This window comes from Amycolatopsis jiangsuensis, from assembly GCF_014204865.1.
Classification (GTDB): Bacteria; Actinomycetota; Actinomycetes; order Mycobacteriales; family Pseudonocardiaceae; genus Amycolatopsis; species Amycolatopsis jiangsuensis.
Genome location: NZ_JACHMG010000001.1, coordinates 7,529,194 through 7,549,635, shown reverse-complemented (window position 1 = coordinate 7,549,635; position 20,442 = coordinate 7,529,194). Strand labels below are relative to the sequence as shown.

Sequence of the window (20,442 nt, the reverse complement as noted above, 5' to 3'; positions counted from 1 at the left end):
CGAATGGCGGCGGAACCGGACCAGCTCCGCCGCGCGGTCCGCGACACAGCGCGGTCCACGAAACAACGCGGTCTGTGAGGCAGCGCGGGATCACTCCTGCGCGTCGCGGACCAGGAGGGCGATCTGGACCCGGTTCTCCACGGTCAGCTTGGCGAACAGGTTTCCGATGTGGGCCTTCACCGTCGCGATGCTGATGTGCAGGCGGTCGGCGATCTCCGGGTTGCCGAGGCCGTCCGCGACCGCCCGTGCGGTGTCCAGTTCCCGTTCGGTCAGTGCGGACAGGCGGCGTCGGGCCTCGTCTCGGGAGGAGCGGCGGGTGGCGGAGGACCCCGGCCCGGTGGCGGCAGCGATCACGCGCGCGGTGGCAGCCGGGGACAGTGCCGGGTTGCCGCCGGAGACGGTGCGGACGGCGGTGACGATCTGTGGCGGCGGGGTGTCTTTCAGCACGAAGCCGAGCGCACCGGCCTGCAGGGCACCGAGGACCAGCTCGTCGGAGTCGAAGGTGGTCAGCACCAAGACCCGCGGCGGTTCCGGACGGGCGAGGATCTCCCTGGTCGCGCTGAGCCCGTCGCGGCCGGGCATCCGCACGTCCATCAGCACGACGTCCGGCCGGTGCTCGTCGACCGCGGTGATCGCGGCGTTCCCGTCGGCCGCCTCCGCGACCACGCTCAGGTCCGGTTCCCCCTCGATGACGAGCCGCAGTGCCATCCGCACCAGCTGATCGTCGTCGACGATCACGATCCGCACCGTCTGCACTCAGGCATTCCTCTCTCCGCCGTGCTCCGGCCATGGCAGCCGGGCACTCAGCACGAATCCGCCGCCGGGCAGCGGATGGTGGTCCAGTTCCCCGCCGGCCAGTCCGACCCGCTCGGAGAGGCCGAGCAGCCCGAACCCCGAGGACGGCGGACGTTCGCCTGTCCGGGCGGCCCCGGAATCGCGGACCCGCACGCGCAACCCGTCGCCGGCCGCGCCGTCGACGGTCACCTCCACCCGCGCACCCGGAGCGTGCTTGCCGGCGTTGGTCAGTCCTTCCTGGACGATCCGGTACCCGGTCCGCCCCACCACGTCCGGCGGCGTCCCCGGCACGGTACTGGTGAGCGTGACGGCCAGGCCGGACTCCTGGGCACCGGCCACCAGTTCCGGGAGCCGATCGAGCGAGGGCTGCGGTGGTTCCGGACCGACGGGCCCCGCCCGCAGCACGCCGAGTACGTCCCGCAGTTCTTCCAGCGCCTGGTGGGATCCGTCGGCGACGCCGCGCGCCAGCACGCGGATCTCCTCCGTGGTCAGGTTGTCCCGGTGGCCGAGCACGCCGGCCTGCATGGCGATCAGGGAAACCCGGTGTGCCAGCACGTCGTGCATTTCGCGGGCGATCCGGTTGCGTTCGGAGACCCGTGCCTGCGCGGCCCGCGCCGCCTGTTCCCGTTCCGCGCTGTCCGCGCGGTCCCGCAGCAACCGCACCTCGTCGCGCCGCGCGCCGATGGCCACCCCCACGGTCGCCGCGATCCCCGCGGTCAGCAACGGCACGGAGATCTGGAGCCACAACGCGGGCCGGGCCTGCGCGATCGCATAGAGATCGCGGGCGAACAGCGACGCGGCCGCGTAGGCCGCCACGACGACCCCGATCTCGACCGGGCGGCGGCGAGTGGCGAGTGAGCCCAGGACGAGCAGGGAGGCGCCCGTGGCGAACGTCGAGGCGGCCGAACCGACCGTGACCACCAGGGCGACGGCGAACGGGAACCGCCGCCGCCAGAAGAGCAGCACGAGGCAGCCGACCGCCACCAGCGGATCACCGGTCGAGTACCAGGCGGAGTTCTGCGCCGATGTTCCTCGCCCCAGCACGATCCCGGTGAACAGCCACGCCAGGGCCCCCAGCGCCACCGCGGCCAGCAGCCGCCACGTCTGCTGCCAGACACCGAGCCGTGCAGCCGTGTCCGCATTCACCGGCTCATCATCGCCGAACCACACCGCCGACGCAGCAGCCCCGGGACTGATCCGCCCTCCGACCGAGGTCGGGTCACGCGTACCACCCACGGTCCAACCCCACCGGCGCTCACCGGCCGGAGTGGTTCACCAGTGAGGTCACAGGATCACGGCGAGCCGGACGAGCTTTCCCGGCATCGTCCGCGATGCCGCCGCCGAACGTCTAACATCGGCGCACGCACGCGTGAGGACAGGAGACCGGATGAGCGCCGAGCAGCCGTCGCGGCGCCGTGACGCCGCCGCGACGAAGGACGCCTTGCTGGACGCCGCCGCCGAACTCTTCGCCGAGCGTGGTTTCGACCGCACGACGGTGCGGGACATCGCGGGCCTGGCGGGCGTCAACCAAGCCCTGCTGTTCCGCTACTTCGGCAGCAAGGAAGCGTTGTTCGAACTCGTGATGACACGGGGCGGCTTCGCGCACCTGGAAGCGACGGCACCGGAGGAGCTGTTCGCCGAAACCCTGCGCAACCTGCTCACCTCCGACAACACCGAGCATCGGCACCGCTCGCTCGAGACCTACCTGCGCTCCACCGGCGCGGACGGCGCGGGCGCCGCGCTTCGCGAGCAGCTGGGCCGGGAGTACGGGCGTGCGCTGGCCACGTTGACCGACCAGCCGGACGCCGAGCTGCGCGCGGACCTCGCTCTCGCCTGGCTGCTGGGTATCGGCCTGGTCCGCGCCGTCACCCGCAAGGAGCCACTGGCCACCGCCGCCCCGGAGGAGGTCGAACGGCTGGTCGGCCCGGCGATCCGGACATTGCTGGAACGCAGTGGGTGACGCGCCGGGCACCGGCCGCGAGCGTCGTCCCGATCAGTCCTGGCGCTGCTCACCCGGACGGCCCGAGCCCAGCGCGTCGCGGAGCAGCTGCGCGAGGTGCAGGGCCGGGCGTCCGGCCTGCTGTTCGATCTGCGTCCGGCAGCTGAAACCGTCGGAAAGGACCACAGTGGACTCCGGCGCCTCCCGCACCGCGGGCAGCAGGCGATCCTCGGCGCAGGCCACCGAAACGTCGTAGTGGCCCCGCTCGAAGCCGAAGTTCCCGGCCAACCCGCAGCAGCCGGAATCCAGCGTCGTGTTGCGGACGCCGGCGTCGGCCAGCACCGCCTCGTCCGCCGCGAACCCGAGCACCGCGTGCTGGTGGCAGTGCACTTGGGTGATCGTCTCCACGTCCAGCTTCGCCGAAAGCGGTTCGGGCGCCTGCGCCAGGAGCTCGGCGAAGGTACGGGTGCGCGTGGCCAGCAGCTCCGCGGTCGCGTCGCCCGGCAGGAGAGCCTGCAGGTCACCGCGGAACAGTGCGGTACAGCTGGGTTCCAACCCGGCGACCTCGTACCCGGCATCGAGGTAGGGCTTGAGCACGGAGAGAGTCCGGCGCAGCACGCGGCGGGCGACGTCCAGCTGTCCGGTCGAGACCCAGGTCAGTCCACAACAGACACCCCGGTCCGGCAGCACCACGGAGTAACCGGCAGCGGTGAGCACCTCGGCCGCGGCGTCGAGGACGTCCGGGGTCAGGTAGTTGTTGAAGGAATCCGGCCACAGCACCACTCTCCGCGGGCCGCTCACCCACCGGCGAAGATCCGCACGGGCCCTGGTGAACGGCATCGTGGCGAACTCCGGCAGCGCGCGTTCCGCCGCGATCCCGCCGAGCCGCTTCATCGCCGCGACCGGCCAGCGACGGCGTGCGAAGAAGTTCGCCACCCGCGGCGCCAGCGCGACGCCGCGCAGCCACATCGGCAGCCAGCCCATGGAGTAGTGCGACGCGGGACGCACCCGGCCGCGGTAGTGCTGGTGCAGGAACTCGGCCTTGTACGTGGCCATGTCCACATCGACCGGACAGTCGGAGAGACACCCCTTGCAGGACAGGCACAAGTCCAGCGCTTCGGCGACTTCCGCGGAACGCCAGCCGTCCTTGATCACCTCGCCGTTGATCATCTCGGCGAGCAGGTGCGCGCGTCCGCGAGTGGAATGCTGCTCCTCGCGCGTCACCCGGTAACTCGGGCACATCACGCCGCCGCCACTGGTGTTGCGGCACTTCCCGACGCCGACGCACCGCCGCATCGCCTGCCCGAAGCTGCCCTGGTCCTCCGGATAGCCGAGCACGGTCACGTCCTCGAGCTCCAGCGGCGCCCGGCGCACCCGCAGATCGGCCTCCACCGGACGCGGATCGACGATGATGCCCGGGTTCATCCGCCCGTCCGGATCGAAGATCCCCTTGAACCGGGCGAACAACGCCATCGTCTCCGGGCTGTACATCCGCGACAGCAGTGCCGAACGCGCCTGCCCGTCGCCGTGCTCGCCCGACAGCGAACCGCCGTGCGCGGCGACGAGATCGGCCGCCGCCTCCAGGAACTCCCGGAACTGCGCTTTGCCGGGGGCGGACAGGAGGTCGAAGTCGAGCCGCAGGTGCAGGCAGCCCTCGCCGTAGTGGCCGTAGACGACGCTGCGGCGTCCGTGCCGTCGCATCAGCTCCTTGAAGCCACGCAGGTAGGAGCCCAGCCGCTCCGGCGGCACCGCCGCGTCCTCCCAGCCGGGCCACGCCTCGGAACCGTCCGCCAGCCGCGTCGCCAGGCCCGCGCCCTCCTCGCGGATACGCCACAACCGGCGCTGCGCGGGCGGATCGTCGAGCACGACCGAACCGGTCAACGCGCCGCCGAGCGAAGCCGCCAGGTCACGAGCACGCGCGGCCGCCTCGTCCGGCGAAGCGCCGGCGAGCTCCACGAAAAGCCAGGCACCGCCCGGCGGCAACCCGCGGCCACGGTCCGATTCGAGCAGTCCCACCAGTTCCGCGTCGACGCCCTCCACGGTCAGCGGCGACCACGGAAGGATCTCCGGCACCGCGTCGGCGGCGGCGATGTCCGAGGGGAAGCCCAGCACGGCCAGCACGCGGTGCGCCGGGAGTTCGGCGAGCGCGACGGTCGCCTCCAGCACCGTGACACAGGTGCCCTCACTGCCGACGAGCGCCTTGGCGAGGTCGAAGCCGTTCTCCGGCAACAGGTGTTCCAGGCCGTAGCCGGAAACCCGCCGCGGCCAGGTGGAAAGTTCCGTCCGCAGCAGTGCGAGATTGTCGCGCACCAGTGACCGCAGCTCGGTGAACACGCGCCCCTCGGTACCCGGCAGGGCCGCCCGCCGGTCCACCTCGGACGAATCCATGGGACCGGCGGTGAATCGCGTTCCGTCGTAGAGCAGCACGTCCAGCTCGCGCACCACGTCCGCGGTACGGCCCCAGGCCACCGAATGCGAACCGCAGGCGTTGTTGCCGATCATCCCGCCGATCGTGCACCGGCTGTGCGTGGACGGATCGGGACCGAACCGCAGGCCGTGCGGCGCGGCGAGCGCCTGCAGATCGTCGAGCACGGTGCCGGGTGCGACGCGGGCGAGGCGCGCCCGCGGGTCGAGCCACCGCACCCCGCGCACGTGCCGGGACGTGTCGACGACGAGGCCCGGCCCGCACGCGTTGCCGGCCACGCTGGTGCCGCCGCCGCGAGCGACCAGCGGCATGCCGCGCTCCCGGGCCGCGGCCACCGCCGCGACGACGTCGTCCACGGTTTCGGGCAGCACCACGCCGAGGGGCACGTGCCGGTAGTTCGACGCATCGGTCGTGTAGAGGGCCAGCGTCGCGGGGTCGGTCCGGATCTCCACACCCCCATTCAAGACACCCCGCTCAGACGGCGACCCGACGGGGTGCGTTGAGCCGGCGCCGGACCCGCTCGCCGGCCTCGCGGTGCGGCGTGGTGCCGTAGGCGAACGCCTCGGACAACAGGCCGGAAACGACGTCGCCGATCGCTTCGACCCGCGCCGTGGCGCTCGCGTGGTCCACGCCGTCGATCTCCCTGGCCAGTGCGTAGACGACCCCGCCGGCGCTCGCGACGTAGTCCGGCACCCACACCACGCCGCGGGCCGCCAGCGCTTCCGCGGCGTCGTCGTCGACCAGCTGGTTGTTCGCCGGGCCGACGACGAGCCGCGCGCCGACCTCGGTGTCCGCGTCGAAGATCCCGCCGACCGCCGCGGGCACGAAGATGTCCGCTTCGGTGCCGGTCGCGTCCTCGGGTTCCACCCAGCCGTAGCCGAGCCGCTGCGCCACCTCGCGCGTCGCCGGGTCGACGTCGGACACCAGGACCTCGGCACCCGCGGTGGCCAGTGCCTGCGCGAGCAGGCCCCCGACCGACCCGTGGCCGCTGAGCACGATCCGGCGCCCGGCCATGTCCGGGCTGCCGAACACGGCCGCGGACGCCGAGTGCAGAGCGGCCAGGACGCCCTGCGCGGTGGGGCCGCTGGAGGAGCCGATCCCACCGGCCGATTCGGGCAGGCAGACCGCGTGCGGGCCGGTTTCGCGCAGGACCAGCATGTCGTCCGGTCCGGTGCCGACGTCCGGCCCGGCGAGATAGGCACCGCCGAGGGAAGCGACGAGGTCGGCGTGGTCGAGCAGCACCGCGCGGCGCTGGTCAGCGGCCAGGCGCTGCCCCGGCTCGAGCGCGATGACGCTCTTGCCGCCACCGGCGGACAGGCCCGCGGCGGCGAACTTCGCCGTCATCGCGGCGGACAGGCGCAGCACGTCCCGCTCGGCTTCGGCGAGGTCCGGGTACGCCTTCATGCGGCAGCCGCCGACGGCCGGGCCCAGCACCGTCGAGTGGATGGCGACCATCGTCGGGATGCCGGACCGGCGGCCGCGGCGGACCACCAGCTGCTCGTGTTCCCAGGGCAGGTGGACGGTCATTCGAGGCTCCTTCGGAACTTCAGTGGGCTGATACTCCGAAAGTTATGCTGTTGCTCGCTGTCGTAGGGCGTTGAGCGAACGAAATTCGGTATCGAGGAGCAGTGGGCATGCTGGACGAACTTGATTCGGCGATCGTGGCGCATCTGCAGGAGGACGCACGGCAGACGAACCGCGAAATCGCGCGGAAAGTCGGCGTCGCGCCGTCAACCTGTCTGGAACGCACGCGACTGTTGCGGGAACGAGGCGTGCTGCGCGGCTATCACGCGGACGTCGACCTGGCGAGCCTCGGCCGCGGTGTGCAGGCGATGGTGTCGGCGCAGGTGCGGCCGCTGAGCCGGGCGGTGATCGACGCCTTCCAGCGGTCGATGACCGACCTGCCCGAGGTGTTGTCGGTCTACGTCGCGGCCGGCAGCGACGACTTCCTGATCCACGTCGCCGTGCGGGACAACGAGCATCTGCACGCGTTCCTCACCGACCGGCTCGCCCTGCGCAAGGAGGTGGTCGGCTTCCGCAGCTCCATCATCTTCCGGCACCTGCGCAAGACGACGGTGGAAGCGCTGCCGTGAGCCCCCCCCTGAATCCGGCGAAGGGGACCCCGGAAAGCACGTGAAATACGCGACACGGTGATCCGGGCAACGGAAACTGCGCGGTGACGGGGTTTGTACTGGGGAGTGGAGACGGAAAGGAGGCACCGTCATGGCGATCGAGCTCAACCACCGTGAGCGGGCCACCCTGCGAGCCGTGGCCGCCGGGCACGCGGAGATCAGCTGCAGCTGCGAACCGGACCTCTTCGTGGACGGCCTGAGCTGCTCCGACCAGACGACCACCCGCGCACTGGTCCGCCGCGGCCTGATCGAACCCGCCCCGGACGGCCACACCTGCGGCGAGCGCGTCCCGGCAGTCCTGACCGCGGCGGGCACGAAGGCACTGCGCGGCACGGAAACCGTGGCCGCGGCCTGAACAACGGCCACGAACACGGTTACGGCTGCTCGGCCACGGCTGCTCGGTGCGGCGCGGGTCCGGCACGAGCGGTCCAGCGCGAGCAGCGCCTGAGCAGGTCGGCGCCACCGACAGCCCGGCGCGTCGGGAACCGGCGCCAGCGGCCCGGCACGAGCGGCCCGCCACCCGGCAATCCAGCACCACCAGCCCGGCACGAGCGGCCCGGCACCACCGATCCGGCGCCAGCGGCCTTGCGCCCGGCAGCCCGGCACAAGCGGCCCGGCACGAGCGGCCCTGCGCCCAGCAACCTGCGCCCGGCAGCCCGGCAGCCCGGCACGAGCGGCCCGGCACGAGCGGCCCGGTGCCCGGCGATCCGGGCTATCCGCGGACCCAGTCCTCCCCCAGCTCCACTGCCTCTGCCGAGCCTCCGGTCGCCTCCGCGAGCCATGCCGTGAAGCGCGGCTCCTCGCCGGGGAGGACGCCGACCTCGAAGTGGGCTTCGGCTTCGAAGCGGGTTTCCCGCACGGCGTACGCCGATGCACGCAGATCGTTCTCCAGGCGGCCGGCGCGGGTGTAGTCCACCTCGATGTCGAACAGCCGCAGCCGCCGGTACTCCACCACTCCGGCCACGTCCACGGTCTCCGACACCGCCTGCCCGTACGCGCGGATCAGGCCGCCCGCGCCGAGCAGCACGCCGCCGAAGTGGCGGGACACCACCGCGACCGTGTCGGTCAGTTCGCGGCGGCGCAGGACTTCGAGCATCGGCACGCCGGCCGTGCCCGCGGGCTCGCCGTCGTCGCTGGAGCGCTGGGTGCGGCCGTCCGGGCCGAGGACGAAGGCGTGACAGTGGTGCCGGGCCGCGGGTTCGGCCCGGCGGCGGGCCGCGATCGCCTCGCGGGCGGCCGCTTCCTGCTCGACCGGCGCCACCGCGCACAGGAACCGGGAGCGGCGGATTTCGATCTCGTGCAGTCCGGCGGCCGCCACCGACAGGTAACGATCAGTCATCGACGTGGTGCCTCACCCACCGGAGTCAACCAGGCTTCCACCGTAGTGCGGCATCCGGCCCGGCATCACGAATCCCCTGGTCAGCGACACTTCTGACCAGGGTCCGGGAGACCCGGTCCGGCAAGTGGGAGTACCCGCGAGGCCGTCAACGCAACCGTGGCATTTCCCACGCGCGCCCCACGATGTATGTCGATAACGGCGATTTCACACTATCGTCATAAGACCCGGCGAACCCGGGCTGATCACCACGCGCCCGGCCGGGCCCCCCACCACACAGGCCGACCGACGCGCGTGCCTGTACAGCGACGTGCAGTACCACCGCTGCCGCCCACTGCCGTGCGGCCGGGGCCTCTCCTGCCGACGGTGTCCGGTGTTCCCGGAGCCGGGCGGAGTGGTTTCCCTTTCTCGACTGACCATCGCGGTTCGCAGACCACTTCGTTAGCCGGTTCGACGCCGAACCACTCGATGGAGTGAGCAGAACCGCGCCGACGCCTTGGGAGGCGGCCAGCCGTGACCCACAGTTCCAGTACCCCGGCCACAGGTGGCCTGTACGACCCCGCGAACGAGCACGACGCCTGCGGTGTCGCGTTCGTCGCGGACCTGACCGGTCGCCGCGATCATCAGATCGTCGCGAAAGCCTTGGTCGCGCTGCGCAATCTGGAGCATCGCGGGGCACGCGGAGCGGAACCGGAGACCGGGGACGGCGCCGGCCTGCTCATCCAGGTCCCGGACGCGTTCTACCGCGAGGTGGTCGACTTCCCGCTGCCGCCCGAGGGCCGCTACGCCGTGGGCACCGCCTTCCTGCCGCAGGACGAGAAACGCCGCGGCCGGGCCATGACCACCATCGAGCGGATCGCCGCCGAGGAGGACATGAGCGTGGTGGGCTGGCGCGAGCTGCCGGTGGACGCCGCGCACTGCGGGCCCACCGCCGCCGAGACCATGCCGCACTTCACGCAGCTGTTCCTGGCCGGGCGCCGCAACAACCGCAAGGGACTGGAGCTGGAACGCGCCGCGTTCTGCGTCCGCAAGCGCGCCGAGCACGAGCTGGCCGAGGACGACCTGTACTTCCCGAGCCTGTCCTCGCGCACCATCGTCTACAAAGGAATGCTCACCGAGCCGCAGGTGGAACGGTTTTTCCCGGACCTCACCGACGAACGCGTGACGAGCGCGATCGGACTGGTGCACTCCCGCTTCTCCACCAACACCTTCCCGTCGTGGCCGCTGGCGCACCCGTACCGGTACGTGGCGCACAACGGCGAGATCAACACGCTCAGGGGCAACCGCAACTGGATGGACGCCCGCGAGGCACTGCTGGAGACCGACCTCGTCCCCGGTGAACTCAAGCGCATCTACCCGGTGATCACCCGCGGTGCCAGCGATTCCGCGTCCTTCGACGAGGTGCTGGAGATGCTGCACCTCGGTGGCCGGTCGCTGCCGCACGCGGTGCTGATGATGATCCCGGAGGCCTGGGAGAACCACCAGGAGATGGACCCCGCGCGGCGGGCGTTCTACGAGTTCCACTCCACGCTGATGGAGCCGTGGGACGGGCCGGCGCTGGTCGCGTTCACCGACGGCGCGCAGATCGGCGCGGTGCTCGACCGCAACGGCCTGCGCCCGGGCCGCTACTGGGTCACCGACGACGGGCTCGTGGTGCTCGCCAGCGAGGTCGGCGTGCTCGAGCTGGACCAGTCCACGATCGTCCGCAAGGGACGGCTCGAGCCGGGCCGGATGTTCCTCGTGGACACCGTCGAGGGCCGGATCGTCGAGGACGAGGAGATCAAGGGCGAGCTGGCCACCGCGCACCCCTACGACGAGTGGGTGGAAGCCGGGCTGCTGCGCCTGGAGGACCTGCCCGAGCGCGATCGCGAGGTGCCGCTGCACGCCGCGCTCGTCCGCCGGCAGCAGTCCTTCGGCTACACCGAAGAGGAACTCGACACGATCCTCGAACCGATGGCGCGCACCGGCGCGGAGCCGATCGGCTCGATGGGCAACGACTCGCCGCTCGCTTCGATCTCGTCGGGCTCGCGGCCGTTGTTCGACTACTTCATCCAGCTTTTCGCCCAGGTGACCAATCCGCCGCTGGACTCGATCCGCGAGGAGCTGATCACGGCGCTGGGCACCCAGCTCGGCGCGGAGCCGAACCTGCTCGCCGCGGACGCCTCGTCGTGCCGCCGGATCGTGCTGCCGTTCCCGGTGCTGGACAACGACCAGCTGGCGAAGCTGGTACACGTCAACGACGACGGCGACCTGCCGGAGTTCCAGGCGGTGACCGTGCTCGGCCGCTACAACGTGCACGGCGGCGGCGAAGCCCTGCTGCAGCGGCTGGACGAGATCCGCACCGAGGTCTCCGAGGCGATCGAGGACGGCGCGCGGCTGATCGTGCTGTCCGACCGCGGCGTCGACGAGGACCACGCGCCGATCCCGTCGTTGCTGCTGACCGGCGCGGTGCACCACCACCTGGTCCGGGAGAAGACCCGCACCCAGGTCGGCCTCATCGTGGAAGCCGGGGACGCCCGCGAGGTGCACCACATCGCGCTGCTCATCGGCTACGGCGTGGCCGCGGTCAACCCGTATCTCGCCATGGCGACCGTCGAGGAGATGGCCCACCGCGGCCTGATTCCGGGGGTGACGCCGAAGCAGGCGACCACGAATCTGATCAAGGCGCTCGGCAAGGGCGTGCGCAAGACCATGTCGAAGATGGGTGTGTCCACTGTGGCCTCCTACACCGGGGCGCAGATCTTCGAGGCGGTCGGACTCGGCGCCGAGGTCGTCGACACCTGTTTCGCCGGCACGACTTCCCGCCTCGGCGGCGTCGGTTTCGACACCATCGCCGAGGAGGTCGCCCAGCGGCACGTGCGCGCCTTCCCGGCCGACGGCGTCCGCGCGAGCCACCGCGAACTGCAGACCGGCGCGGACTACCAGTGGCGCCGCGAAGGCGAGCCCCACCTGTTCAACCCGCAGACGGTGTTCAAGCTGCAGCATTCCACGCGCAGCGGGAAGTACGAGATCTTCAAGGAGTACACGAAGGCCGTCGACGACCAGGCCGAAAAGCTGTCGACGCTGCGCGGGCTGTTCGATTTCCGGCGAGGCGACCGGCAGCCGGTGCCGATCGAGGAGGTCGAGCCGGTTTCCGAGATCGTGAAGCGGTTCGCCACCGGCGCCATCTCCTACGGCTCGATCTCGATGGAGATGCACCAGACGCTCGCCATCGCGATGAACCAGCTGGGCGGCAAGTCGAACACCGGTGAGGGCGGCGAGGACGCCGAACGGCTCTACGACCCGCAGCGCCGTTCCGCGGTCAAGCAGGTCGCGAGTGGACGGTTCGGCGTGACCAGTGAGTACCTGGTCAACGCGGACGACATCCAGATCAAGATGGCCCAAGGCGCGAAGCCCGGTGAGGGCGGGCAGCTGCCCGGCGCGAAGGTGTACCCGTGGATCGCGAAGACGCGGTTCTCCACACCGGGCGTGGGCCTCATCTCGCCACCACCGCACCACGACATCTATTCCATCGAGGACCTCGCCCAGCTGATCCACGACCTCAAGAACGCCAACCCGGACGCCCGCATCCACGTGAAGCTGGTGTCCGAGGTCGGCGTCGGCACGGTCGCCGCCGGTGTGTCCAAGGCGCACGCCGACGTGGTGCTGATCTCCGGGCACGATGGTGGTACCGGTGCTTCGCCGCTGTCGTCGATCAAGCACGCCGGTGGCCCGTGGGAGCTGGGGCTGGCCGAAACGCAGCAGACGCTGCTGGCCAACCGGCTGCGCGACCGGATCGTGGTGCAGACCGACGGGCAGCTCAAGACCGGCAGGGACGTGGTGATCGCGGCGCTGCTGGGCGCCGAGGAGTTCGGGTTCGCCACCGCACCGCTGGTGGTCTCCGGCTGCATCATGATGCGGGTGTGCCATCTGGACACCTGCCCGGTGGGCGTGGCCACGCAGAACCCGAAGCTGCGCGAGAAGTTCAGCGGCAAGGCCGAGTACGTGGTCAACTTCTTCGAGTTCATCGCCCAGGAGGTCCGGGAATACCTGGCGGAGCTGGGTTTCCGGTCGATCGCCGAGGCGGTCGGGCACGCCGAGGTGCTGGACAAGCGCAAGGCGGTGGAGCACTGGAAGGCCGCGGGCCTCGACCTGTCGCCGATCTTCCACGTGCCGGAGCTGGCGCCGCGTGCCGCGCGGCACCAGGTTGTGCGGCAGGACCACGGGCTGGACAAGGCGCTGGACAACACCCTCATCCAGCTGGCCGAGGGAGCGCTGGCCTCGGGCGACAAGGTGCGCCTCGAACTGCCGGTCCGCAATGTCAACCGCACCGTGGGCACCATGCTCGGCTCTGAACTCACGAAGAAGTGGGGCGGCGAAGGGCTGCCCGACGACACCATCGACATCACCTTCACCGGCACCGCGGGCCAGTCGTTCGGCGCCTTCGTGCCGAAGGGCATCACGTTGCGGCTCTACGGCGACGGCAACGACTACGTCGGCAAGGGCCTCTCCGGCGGCCGGATCGTGGTGCGTCCGGTGAGGGAGTCCCCGGTCGTGGCGGAGAACCACATCATCGCGGGCAATGTGATCGGCTACGGCGCCACGAGCGGGGAGATCTTCATCCGCGGCCAGGTCGGTGAACGGTTCTGCGTGCGGAACTCCGGCGCGCTGGCCGTGGTGGAGGGCGTGGGCGACCACGGCGGCGAATACATGACCGGTGGCCGGATGGTGGTGCTCGGCAGGATCGGGCGCAACTTCGCGGCCGGGATGTCCGGTGGTGTGGCCTACGTGCTCGACCTGCCGGTGCACCGGGTGAACCCGGAGATGGTGGACCTCGACCCGCTCGACACCGAGGACACCGACTTCCTCCGCGAGGCCGTGGAGAAGCATTACAACGAAACGGAGTCCGCCGTCGCCCGCGAGCTGCTCGCGGACTGGGACGCGGCCGTCGACCGGTTCGGGAAGGTCATGCCGAAGGACTACAAGCGCGTGCTGGCCGCCCAGGTGCAGGCCGAACGCGACGGACGGGACGTGAACGAGGCGATCATGGAGGCCGCTCATGGCTGATAATCGCGAAGCCGCCGGCTATGAGCGCCGACTGGGTGCGGGTACCCCGCAGGATATGGAGGCCGCTCATGGCTGACCCCAAGGGCTTTCTGACCACCACTCGCGAGGAGCCGAAGCGCCGTCCGGTGGATCTGCGGCTGATGGACTGGCGGGAGGTCTACGAGGACTTCGCCACCACGCGGCTGGAGAAGCAGGCCGGCCGGTGCATGGACTGCGGTATCCCGTTCTGTCACCAGGGCTGTCCGCTCGGGAATCTGATCCCGGAGTGGAACACCCTGGTGTGGCGGGAGGATTGGCGCGACGCGAGCGATCGGTTGCACGCGACCAACAACTTCCCGGAGTTCACCGGCACGCTCTGCCCGGCGCCGTGCGAGACCGCGTGCGTGCTCGGCATCAACGACGATCCGGTCACCATCAAGCGGGTCGAGATCTCGATCATCGACCGTGCGTTCGCCGAGGGCTGGGTGCAGCCGCAGGTGCCGGTCGCGATGACGGGCAAGAAGGTGGCCGTGGTCGGCTCCGGTCCGTCCGGGCTGGCCGCGGCGCAGCAGCTGACCCGCGCCGGGCACAGTGTCGTGGTGTACGAGCGGGCGGACAAGATCGGCGGGCTGCTGCGGTACGGCATTCCCGAGTTCAAGATGGAGAAGTCGCGGCTGGACCGCCGGCTCGACCAGATGCGCGCGGAGGGCACCGAGTTCCGCACGTCGGTGAACGTCGGCGTGGACGTGACCGTGGACGAGTTGCGCGAGAGCCACGACGCGGTGGTGCTGGCCGGTGGCGCGACCGCGTGGCGGGATCTGCCGATCGACGGCCGTGAGCTGGACGGCGTCCACCAGGCGATGGAGTTCCTGCCACCGGCCAACCGCGTCGCGGCCGGTGAGCTGGACGAGTCGCCGTACTCCGCGGCCGGGCTCGACGTCGTCGTGATCGGCGGCGGCGACACCGGCGCGGACTGTGTCGGCACGGCACACCGTCAGGGCGCGAAGTCGGTGACGCAGCTGGAGATCATGCCGCGTCCGCCGGAGTCGCGTTCGGCGGCCCATCCGTGGCCGACCTACCCGATGATCTACCGGGTCTCCTCGGCGCACGAGGAAGGCGGCGAACGGCTGTACTCGGTGAACACGCAGGAGTTCCGGGGCGACGAGAACGGACGGGTGCGCGCGCTGGCCCTGGTCGAGGTGCGCAACGAGGACGGGAAGTTCGTTCCGGTCGAAGGCACCGAACGGGAGCTGCCCGCCCAGCTGGTCCTGCTCGCGATGGGCTTCGTCGGCCCGCAGCGCGACGGCCTGCTCACCGAGCTGGACGTGGAGCTGGACCAGCGCGGCAACGTCGCCCGGGACCAGGATTTCCGCACCAGCGTGGACAACGTGTTCGTGGCCGGCGACATGGGCCGCGGCCAGTCCCTGATCGTGTGGGCGATCGCCGAAGGCCGCTCGTGCGCGGCCGGAGTGGACGCCCACCTGACCGGCCGGGGTGTGCTCCCGGCCCCGATCGCGCCGACGGACCGGCCGATCTCTTGAGCTCGGGGTGGCTGCGCCAGCGTTGCCGCAGCCACTCCGCGGAACGGGCGGATGCGACAGCGTCGTCGCATCCGCCCTCTTTGCGTGCCTAGCCGCTCACGAGGCACGCAGCGTGTCCAGTGCCAGCAGGGCGGCGCCCAGGCGGCCGGCTTCGTCTCCCAGCTTCGCGGTTCGCAGTTCCGGCATCCGCTGGAACGTCAGCCCTGCGGCGAGCCAGTCGCGGACCGGGTCGAGGACGTACTCGGTCGCGGTGAACAATCCACCGCCCAGCACGATCACCTCCGGCGCCACCAGAGTCAGCAGGGTGCGCAGGCCGTGCGCGAGCGCGTCGAGTGCTTCGGACACGACGGCTTGCGCGGCTTCGTCGCCCCGGCGGGCAGCGTCGACCACCGGTTGTGCGCCGTCGGCCGGGCGGCCGGTGCGTTCGGTGAAACGGCGGGCGATCGCCGACGCCGATGCGATCGCCTCCAGGCAGCCGGTGGCGCCGCAGCCACAGCGGCCGGGATGTCCCACGTCGATGTGCCCGATCTCGCCCGCCAGCCCGTGCGCCCGGTAGATCCTGCCGTCGAGCTGCAGCGCCGCCGCGATGCCGGTGCCGACCGCCACGAACGCCGCGTCCCGGGTGCCCTGGCCGGCACCGACCCGGAACTCGGCCAGCCCGCCGGCGCGCACGTCGTGTCCGAAGGCCACCGGCCGCTCCAGCCGGCGTTCCAGCAGGTCGCCGAACGGGACGTCCCGCCAGTCGAGGTTGGCCGAGAACCGGGCCACCCGCGCCTGCTCGTCGACGATTCCTGGCACCACGACGCCGACCGCGTCCGGTACGGCGGTGCCCGCGTCCGCGGCGAGCGCGGTGACCACCGAGGCCACCTGCTCGGCCAGCGCGGTGCCGTCCGCGCTGCGTGCGGTGCGTTCGCGCCGGGTCGCCAGCACGGTCAGATCCCCGTCGAGCAACGCCGCCTTCACGGTCGTGCCGCCGACGTCGAGTGCCGCCACCAGTTCAGCCATGACCGCGATTCTTCCACCTGCCGGGGCGCCCGCGTACGGTCTTCGGGAGGGCTTACGGTGAGCGGGTGCGGAACCACCTGATCGACGTGAGCCTCGCGCTCGCGGTGGGCGGGCTCCTGGTGTACTCGGGTGTCGAGGGCATCCGGCATCCACCGCTCTGGCCGGTCGCGGTCGGCGTCGTGGTCGTGTCGCTGCTGCTGCGCCGCCGGTTCCCACTGATCGCCTCGCTGGCCACGACGACGGCCACTCTCTTCACCCCCCTGACGTTGTTCGCCCCGTTCTTCACGATCTACACGGTCGCCGCCCAGCGGGGGCCGAAGTGGCCGACCTGGGTTTCGGTCGTCGCGCTGCTTGCCGTGCTGCTCGGCTTCGTGCGGCCGGACGACGCCGAGGGCTGGATGGTCATCGGCGTCTGGGTCGTGCTGACGGTGATCGTGCCCGTGCTCGCCGGACTGTGGATGTACCAGCGTGCGGTGCTGCTCGACGCGCTGCGGGACCGCGCGGACCAGGCCGAGCGGGAGCGTGATCTGCTCGCCGAACGTGCGGTGACCGCGGAACGGCGGCGGATCGCCCGGGAGATGCACGACGTGGTCGCGCACCGGGTCAGCATCGTCGCGCTGCAGGCAGGGGCGCTGTCGGTACGCGCGCCGGACGAGGCGACCGGGCAGCTGGCCGAGGTGATCCGCGAGTCCAGTTCCGCCGCGCTGAACGAACTCCGCGACATCCTTCAGGTGCTGCGCGAGGAGGGAACCGAACCGCGTGCGCTGCCTGCCCCGGCCCTGTCCGGCGTCCGGCAGCTCACCGAGGACCTTTCCGCGGCCGGCTCGCGGGTGCGGGCCGAGCTGCCCGATCCGTTGCCGCAGGTGCCGGATCCGGTGGGCCGGGCGGCCTACCGGATCGTGCAGGAAGCGCTCACCAACGCCGCCAAGCACGCCCCCGGCACCCCGATCGACGTGCGGCTCGGCAGTGCCGGCGAGGGCCTGGTGGTCGAGGTCGCGAACCCGCTGGCCGGCTCGTCCGGGCTGCCGGGCGCCGGCTACGGCGTGATCGGCATGCGGGAGCGGGTCACGCTGGCAGGCGGTTCCCTGCGCGCGGGCCCGGACGGCGCCGGGAACTACCGGGTGCGGGCGGTTTTCCCGCCGGGAGGGGACACGCAGTGCTGAAGGTTCTGCTGATCGACGACGAGGTGCTGGTGCGCAGCGGGATCCGGCTGATCCTGGAGTCGGACCCGGACCTCGAGGTGGTCGCCGAGGCCGGCGACGGCACCGGGGTGCTGGAGCTGGTCCGCGGGCACCGTCCGGACGTCGTGCTCACCGACATTCAGATGCCCGGCGTCGACGGCCTGGAGGTGACCCGCCTGGTGACCGCCGAGCCCGATCCGCCCGTGGTGGTCGTGCTGACCACCTTCGACCTCGACGAGTACGTGCACACCGCGCTGCGCCACGGCGCGACCGGGTTCCTGCTCAAGGACACCCCGCCGCGTGAGCTGGTCAAGGCCGTGCACGTGGTCGGTTCGGGCGAGGCGATGCTGTCCCCCTCGATCACCCGCCGGCTGCTCACCGAGTTCGCCGCGGGAACGACCTCCGCTTCCGCCCGCGCCCGCCTCGACCCGCTCACGCCCCGGGAGCGCGAGGTGGCCGTCGCGGTCGGCCAGGGCTCGAGCAACGCGGAGATCGCCCGCTCGCTGGAGCTGAGCGAGGCGACCGTGAAGGTCCACTTGGGACGGGTGATGGCGAAGACCGAGGCGGCGAACCGCACCCAGGTCGCGATCCTCGTGCACGACGCCGGACTGGCCTGACGCGTCAGGGCGCGCCCGGCGGTACGAACGGCAGCGCCGCGGGCGCGCCGGTGGTCACCAAGTCCAGCAGCCGCGCTGTGTCCAGACTGGACTCCACCGCGTCGGCCAAGCGCTCCAGCATGTCTTCCCGCAGCGCCGCGAACCCGGGCGCGCCGGGCGCCGGGGACCACGCGACACCCGCCTGTGCGGCCACCTCGGTCAGCCAGGCCCGGCGGAAGCCGTCGTTCTCCAGTGCGCCGTGCCAGGTCGTGCCCCAGACCGCGCCGGAACGGTAACCGTCCAGGAAGGACTCCTCCTCGGCCGGGCCCGCGACGCCGTGGTGGATCTCGTAAGCGTGCACCGGGTGTCCCCGCCAGCTTCCGGACGGCCGTCCCAGGATCTTTTCCTTCTCGAAACGCACCCGCGTGGGCAGCAAACCCAAGCCCGCCACGACGCCCGCGTCCGATTCGACTTGGTCCTCAATGGACTCCGCGAGCATCTGGTAACCACCGCAGATGCCCAGGACCGGGCGGCCGGCCTCGGCTCGCGCGGTGATGGCGCCGGCCAGGCCGCGGCTACGCAACCAGCGCAGATCGTCCACTGTGGCCCGTGAACCGGGCAGCACGACCAGATCCGCCGCGGCGACGGTGTCCGGATCGGCGGTCAGGCCGACCGTGACGCCGGGTTCCGCGGCGAGGGCGTCGACGTCCGTGGCGTTCGACGCGCGGGGGAAGCGGACCACGGCCACCCGCAGCCCACCACCGGCGCCGGCCTCGCCGCGCCAGCCGGCCGCGGCCAGCGCGTCCTCGGAGTCGATCCACACCCTATCCAGCCACGGCAGCACCCCCAGCACGGGACGTCCGGTGACCTGCTCCAGGCTGTCCAGCCCCGGCCGCAGCAGCCCGACGTCCCCGCGGAACTTGTTCACCACCCAGCCCGCGACGAGCGCCTGGTCCTGCGCCGAGAGCAGCGCGAGCGTGCCGAACATCGCGGCCAGCACCCCACCCCGGTCGATATCGCCGACCACCAGCACGGGCAGGGAAAACCGCCGCGCGAGACCGAGGTTCACGTAGTCCCCGCGGCGCAGGTTGATCTCCGCCGGGCTGCCTGCGCCCTCGCAGACCACGACGTCGAACCGCTCGCGCAGTCCGGCGAACGCCCGGAAGGCGATCTCGGCGAGCCCGGCCCGCCCGGTGGCGTACTCCCCCGCCTCCAGCGTGCCGAACGGCTTGCCGAGCGCCACCACGTGACTGCGCCGGTCACTCCCCGGTTTCAGCAGCACCGGGTTCATCGCGGCCTCCGGTTCCACACCCGCGCCCCGCGCCTGCAGCCACTGCGCGCGGCCGATCTCCGCCCCGTCCGCGCACACCATGGAGTTGTTGGACATGTTTTGCGCCTTGAACGGCGCCACCCGCAGCCCGCGTCGCGCCAGCCACCGGCAGATGCCCGCGGTGACCAGGCTCTTGCCCGCGTCCGACGTCGTGCCGGCGACCAGCAGCCCGCTCACCGCAGCACCGCCCCGAGCGCGGCCACGGCGAGTGCGGCTGCTCCCGCCATCCGGGACAGCCGCACCGCGCGTCGTAGGTCCGCCGGTACCGGTGGTCTCCCGTCGCCCAGCGTGCCGCGGCGCTCCTCGGCGCCGTGGTAGGTGTTCGTGCCGCCGAGCCGGAGGTCCAATGCCCCGGCGAACGCCGCTTCGACCTGTCCGGCGTTCGGGCTCGGGTGTGCCGAGCCGTCCCGCCGCCAGACGCGCCACGCGCTCCTCGTCCGGCCGCCGGCCAGCGGTGCGCACAGCGTGGTCAGCAGCGCTCCGGCCCGGGCAGGCACGAGGTTCACGACGTCGTCGGCACGGGCGGCGAACCAGCCGAAGTTCCGGTGCCGCGGCGAACGGTAGCCGACCATCGCGTCGAGCGTGTTGACCGCGCGATAGCCGAGCAGGCCGGGGATTCCGGCGACCGCACCCCACAGCAACGGTGCCACCACGGCGTCGGACGTGTTCTCCGCGATCGATTCGGTGGCCGCGCGGCTCAGCGCGGCCGCGTCGAGTCCGGTCGCGTCGCGGGCGCAGAGGTGACCGAGCCGCCGCCGCGCGGCGGGGAGGTCGCCGGATTCGAGCAATCGCGCCATTTCCCGTCCCTCGGCGGCCAGCCCGCTGCCGCCGAGTACCGCCCAGGTCGCCACCGCGACGAGCGCGAACCGGGCGGACGGCCGTCGCCGGGTCGCCGCCTGCGCCGCCAGCCCGAGCCCGGCGACCGTGCCCGCGCACGTCACGGCGTAGCCCGCCCCCCGGGTTTTCGAGTCGGCCCACCAGCGTCGTTCCAGCGCGCCCGCGACGGTGCCGAAGCCGGCGACCGGATGGCCGCGGCGGGGGTCGCCGAACCAGGCGTCGGCGACATATCCGGTGATCAGGCCGGCTGCCGTGGCGGCTTGTCGGAGTGGCACGTGGCGCACCGTAGCGCGCGGGAGA

15 protein-coding genes are annotated in these 20,442 nt (G+C 71.7%); 7 read left to right on the top strand and 8 right to left on the bottom strand.

Annotation, left to right across the window (positions count from 1 at the left end; translation table 11 throughout):
- Positions 1-90: 90 nt before the first annotated feature.
- Positions 91-756 carry a response regulator transcription factor gene (locus BJY18_RS33870; RefSeq protein WP_312874055.1) on the bottom strand — a complete coding sequence of 222 codons (666 nt, stop codon included), beginning with the start codon at positions 754-756 and terminating at the stop codon, positions 91-93.
- Entirely contained in the window at positions 757-1,941 is a 1,185-nt protein-coding gene (locus tag BJY18_RS33865; RefSeq protein ID WP_184783912.1) for a sensor histidine kinase, read from the bottom strand.
- 241 nt (positions 1,942-2,182) lie between these two features.
- Here BJY18_RS33865 and BJY18_RS33860 point away from each other — a divergent pair, with 241 nt between their 5' ends.
- Entirely contained in the window at positions 2,183-2,755 is a 573-nt protein-coding gene (locus BJY18_RS33860) for a TetR family transcriptional regulator (RefSeq protein WP_184783911.1), read from the top strand.
- 33 nt (positions 2,756-2,788) lie between these two features.
- On the opposite strand, the gene BJY18_RS33855 is transcribed toward BJY18_RS33860, so the two are convergent.
- A complete protein-coding gene (locus BJY18_RS33855) occupies positions 2,789-5,611 on the bottom strand; it encodes an FAD-binding and (Fe-S)-binding domain-containing protein (protein ID WP_184783910.1) in 2,823 nt (940 codons plus the stop codon).
- A 22-nt stretch (positions 5,612-5,633) separates the two neighbouring features.
- The gene (locus BJY18_RS33850) at positions 5,634-6,686 is read right to left on the bottom strand and encodes a Glu/Leu/Phe/Val dehydrogenase dimerization domain-containing protein (RefSeq protein ID WP_184783909.1); all 1,053 of its coding nucleotides are present in this window, start codon (positions 6,684-6,686) and stop codon (positions 5,634-5,636) included.
- Positions 6,687-6,796: 110 nt separating this feature from the next.
- Here BJY18_RS33850 and BJY18_RS33845 point away from each other — a divergent pair, with 110 nt between their 5' ends.
- Together BJY18_RS33845 and BJY18_RS33840 are read left to right on the top strand one after the other, a co-directional pair.
- A complete protein-coding gene (locus BJY18_RS33845) occupies positions 6,797-7,252 on the top strand; it encodes an Lrp/AsnC family transcriptional regulator (RefSeq protein ID WP_184785017.1) in 456 nt (151 codons plus the stop codon).
- 130 nt (positions 7,253-7,382) lie between these two features.
- Positions 7,383-7,646: a hypothetical protein gene (locus BJY18_RS33840; RefSeq protein ID WP_184783908.1), complete on the top strand. Its 264-nt coding sequence runs from the start codon at positions 7,383-7,385 to the stop codon at positions 7,644-7,646.
- Positions 7,647-8,003: 357 nt separating this feature from the next.
- Here the strand turns inward: BJY18_RS33840 and BJY18_RS33835 are convergent, their stop codons facing one another.
- Positions 8,004-8,630, bottom strand: coding sequence for a YigZ family protein (locus tag BJY18_RS33835; RefSeq protein WP_184783907.1), 627 nt, complete (start codon positions 8,628-8,630; stop codon positions 8,004-8,006).
- Positions 8,631-9,140: 510 nt separating this feature from the next.
- Here BJY18_RS33835 and gltB point away from each other — a divergent pair.
- Together gltB and BJY18_RS33825 are read left to right on the top strand one after the other, a co-directional pair.
- Positions 9,141-13,673, top strand: coding sequence for a glutamate synthase large subunit (gltB, locus tag BJY18_RS33830; protein WP_184783906.1), 4,533 nt, complete (start codon positions 9,141-9,143; stop codon positions 13,671-13,673).
- Between the two features lie 68 nt (positions 13,674-13,741).
- A complete protein-coding gene (locus tag BJY18_RS33825) occupies positions 13,742-15,193 on the top strand; it encodes a glutamate synthase subunit beta (RefSeq protein WP_184783905.1) in 1,452 nt (483 codons plus the stop codon).
- A gap of 96 nt (positions 15,194-15,289) precedes the next feature.
- Here the strand turns inward: BJY18_RS33825 and BJY18_RS33820 are convergent, their stop codons facing one another.
- Entirely contained in the window at positions 15,290-16,198 is a 909-nt protein-coding gene (locus BJY18_RS33820; protein ID WP_184783904.1) for an ROK family protein, read from the bottom strand.
- A gap of 65 nt (positions 16,199-16,263) precedes the next feature.
- Between BJY18_RS33820 and BJY18_RS37880 the strand changes: the two genes are divergently transcribed.
- Together BJY18_RS37880 and BJY18_RS33810 are read left to right on the top strand one after the other, a co-directional pair.
- Positions 16,264-17,361 carry a sensor histidine kinase gene (locus BJY18_RS37880; protein WP_184783903.1) on the top strand — a complete coding sequence of 366 codons (1,098 nt, stop codon included), beginning with the start codon at positions 16,264-16,266 and terminating at the stop codon, positions 17,359-17,361.
- Entirely contained in the window at positions 17,355-17,996 is a 642-nt protein-coding gene (locus tag BJY18_RS33810) for a response regulator (protein WP_184783902.1), read from the top strand. The genes BJY18_RS37880 and BJY18_RS33810 overlap by 7 nt, the downstream gene beginning before the upstream one ends.
- A gap of 4 nt (positions 17,997-18,000) precedes the next feature.
- Here BJY18_RS33810 and BJY18_RS33805 read toward each other — a convergent pair whose 3' ends face one another.
- The gene (locus tag BJY18_RS33805) at positions 18,001-19,482 is read right to left on the bottom strand and encodes a cobyric acid synthase (protein ID WP_184783901.1); all 1,482 of its coding nucleotides are present in this window, start codon (positions 19,480-19,482) and stop codon (positions 18,001-18,003) included.
- Positions 19,479-20,417, bottom strand: coding sequence for a cobalamin biosynthesis protein (locus BJY18_RS33800; protein WP_184783900.1), 939 nt, complete (start codon positions 20,415-20,417; stop codon positions 19,479-19,481). Before BJY18_RS33800 ends, BJY18_RS33805 begins: the two co-directional genes overlap by 4 nt.
- Positions 20,418-20,442: the final 25 nt, after the last annotated feature.

Excerpts from the sequence above, each read along its gene's own strand:
- BJY18_RS33820 (WP_184783904.1), bottom strand. The coding sequence starts at position 16,198 with ATGGCTGAACTGGTGGCGGCACTCGACGTCGGCGGCACGACCGTGAAG.
- BJY18_RS33835 (WP_184783907.1), bottom strand. The coding sequence starts at position 8,630 with ATGACTGATCGTTACCTGTCGGTGGCGGCCGCCGGACTGCACGAGATC.
- BJY18_RS33860 (WP_184783911.1), top strand. The coding sequence starts at position 2,183 with ATGAGCGCCGAGCAGCCGTCGCGGCGCCGTGACGCCGCCGCGACGAAG.
- BJY18_RS33840 (WP_184783908.1), top strand. The coding sequence starts at position 7,383 with ATGGCGATCGAGCTCAACCACCGTGAGCGGGCCACCCTGCGAGCCGTG.
- BJY18_RS33825 (WP_184783905.1), top strand. The coding sequence starts at position 13,742 with ATGGCTGACCCCAAGGGCTTTCTGACCACCACTCGCGAGGAGCCGAAG.
- BJY18_RS33850 (WP_184783909.1), bottom strand. The coding sequence starts at position 6,686 with ATGACCGTCCACCTGCCCTGGGAACACGAGCAGCTGGTGGTCCGCCGC.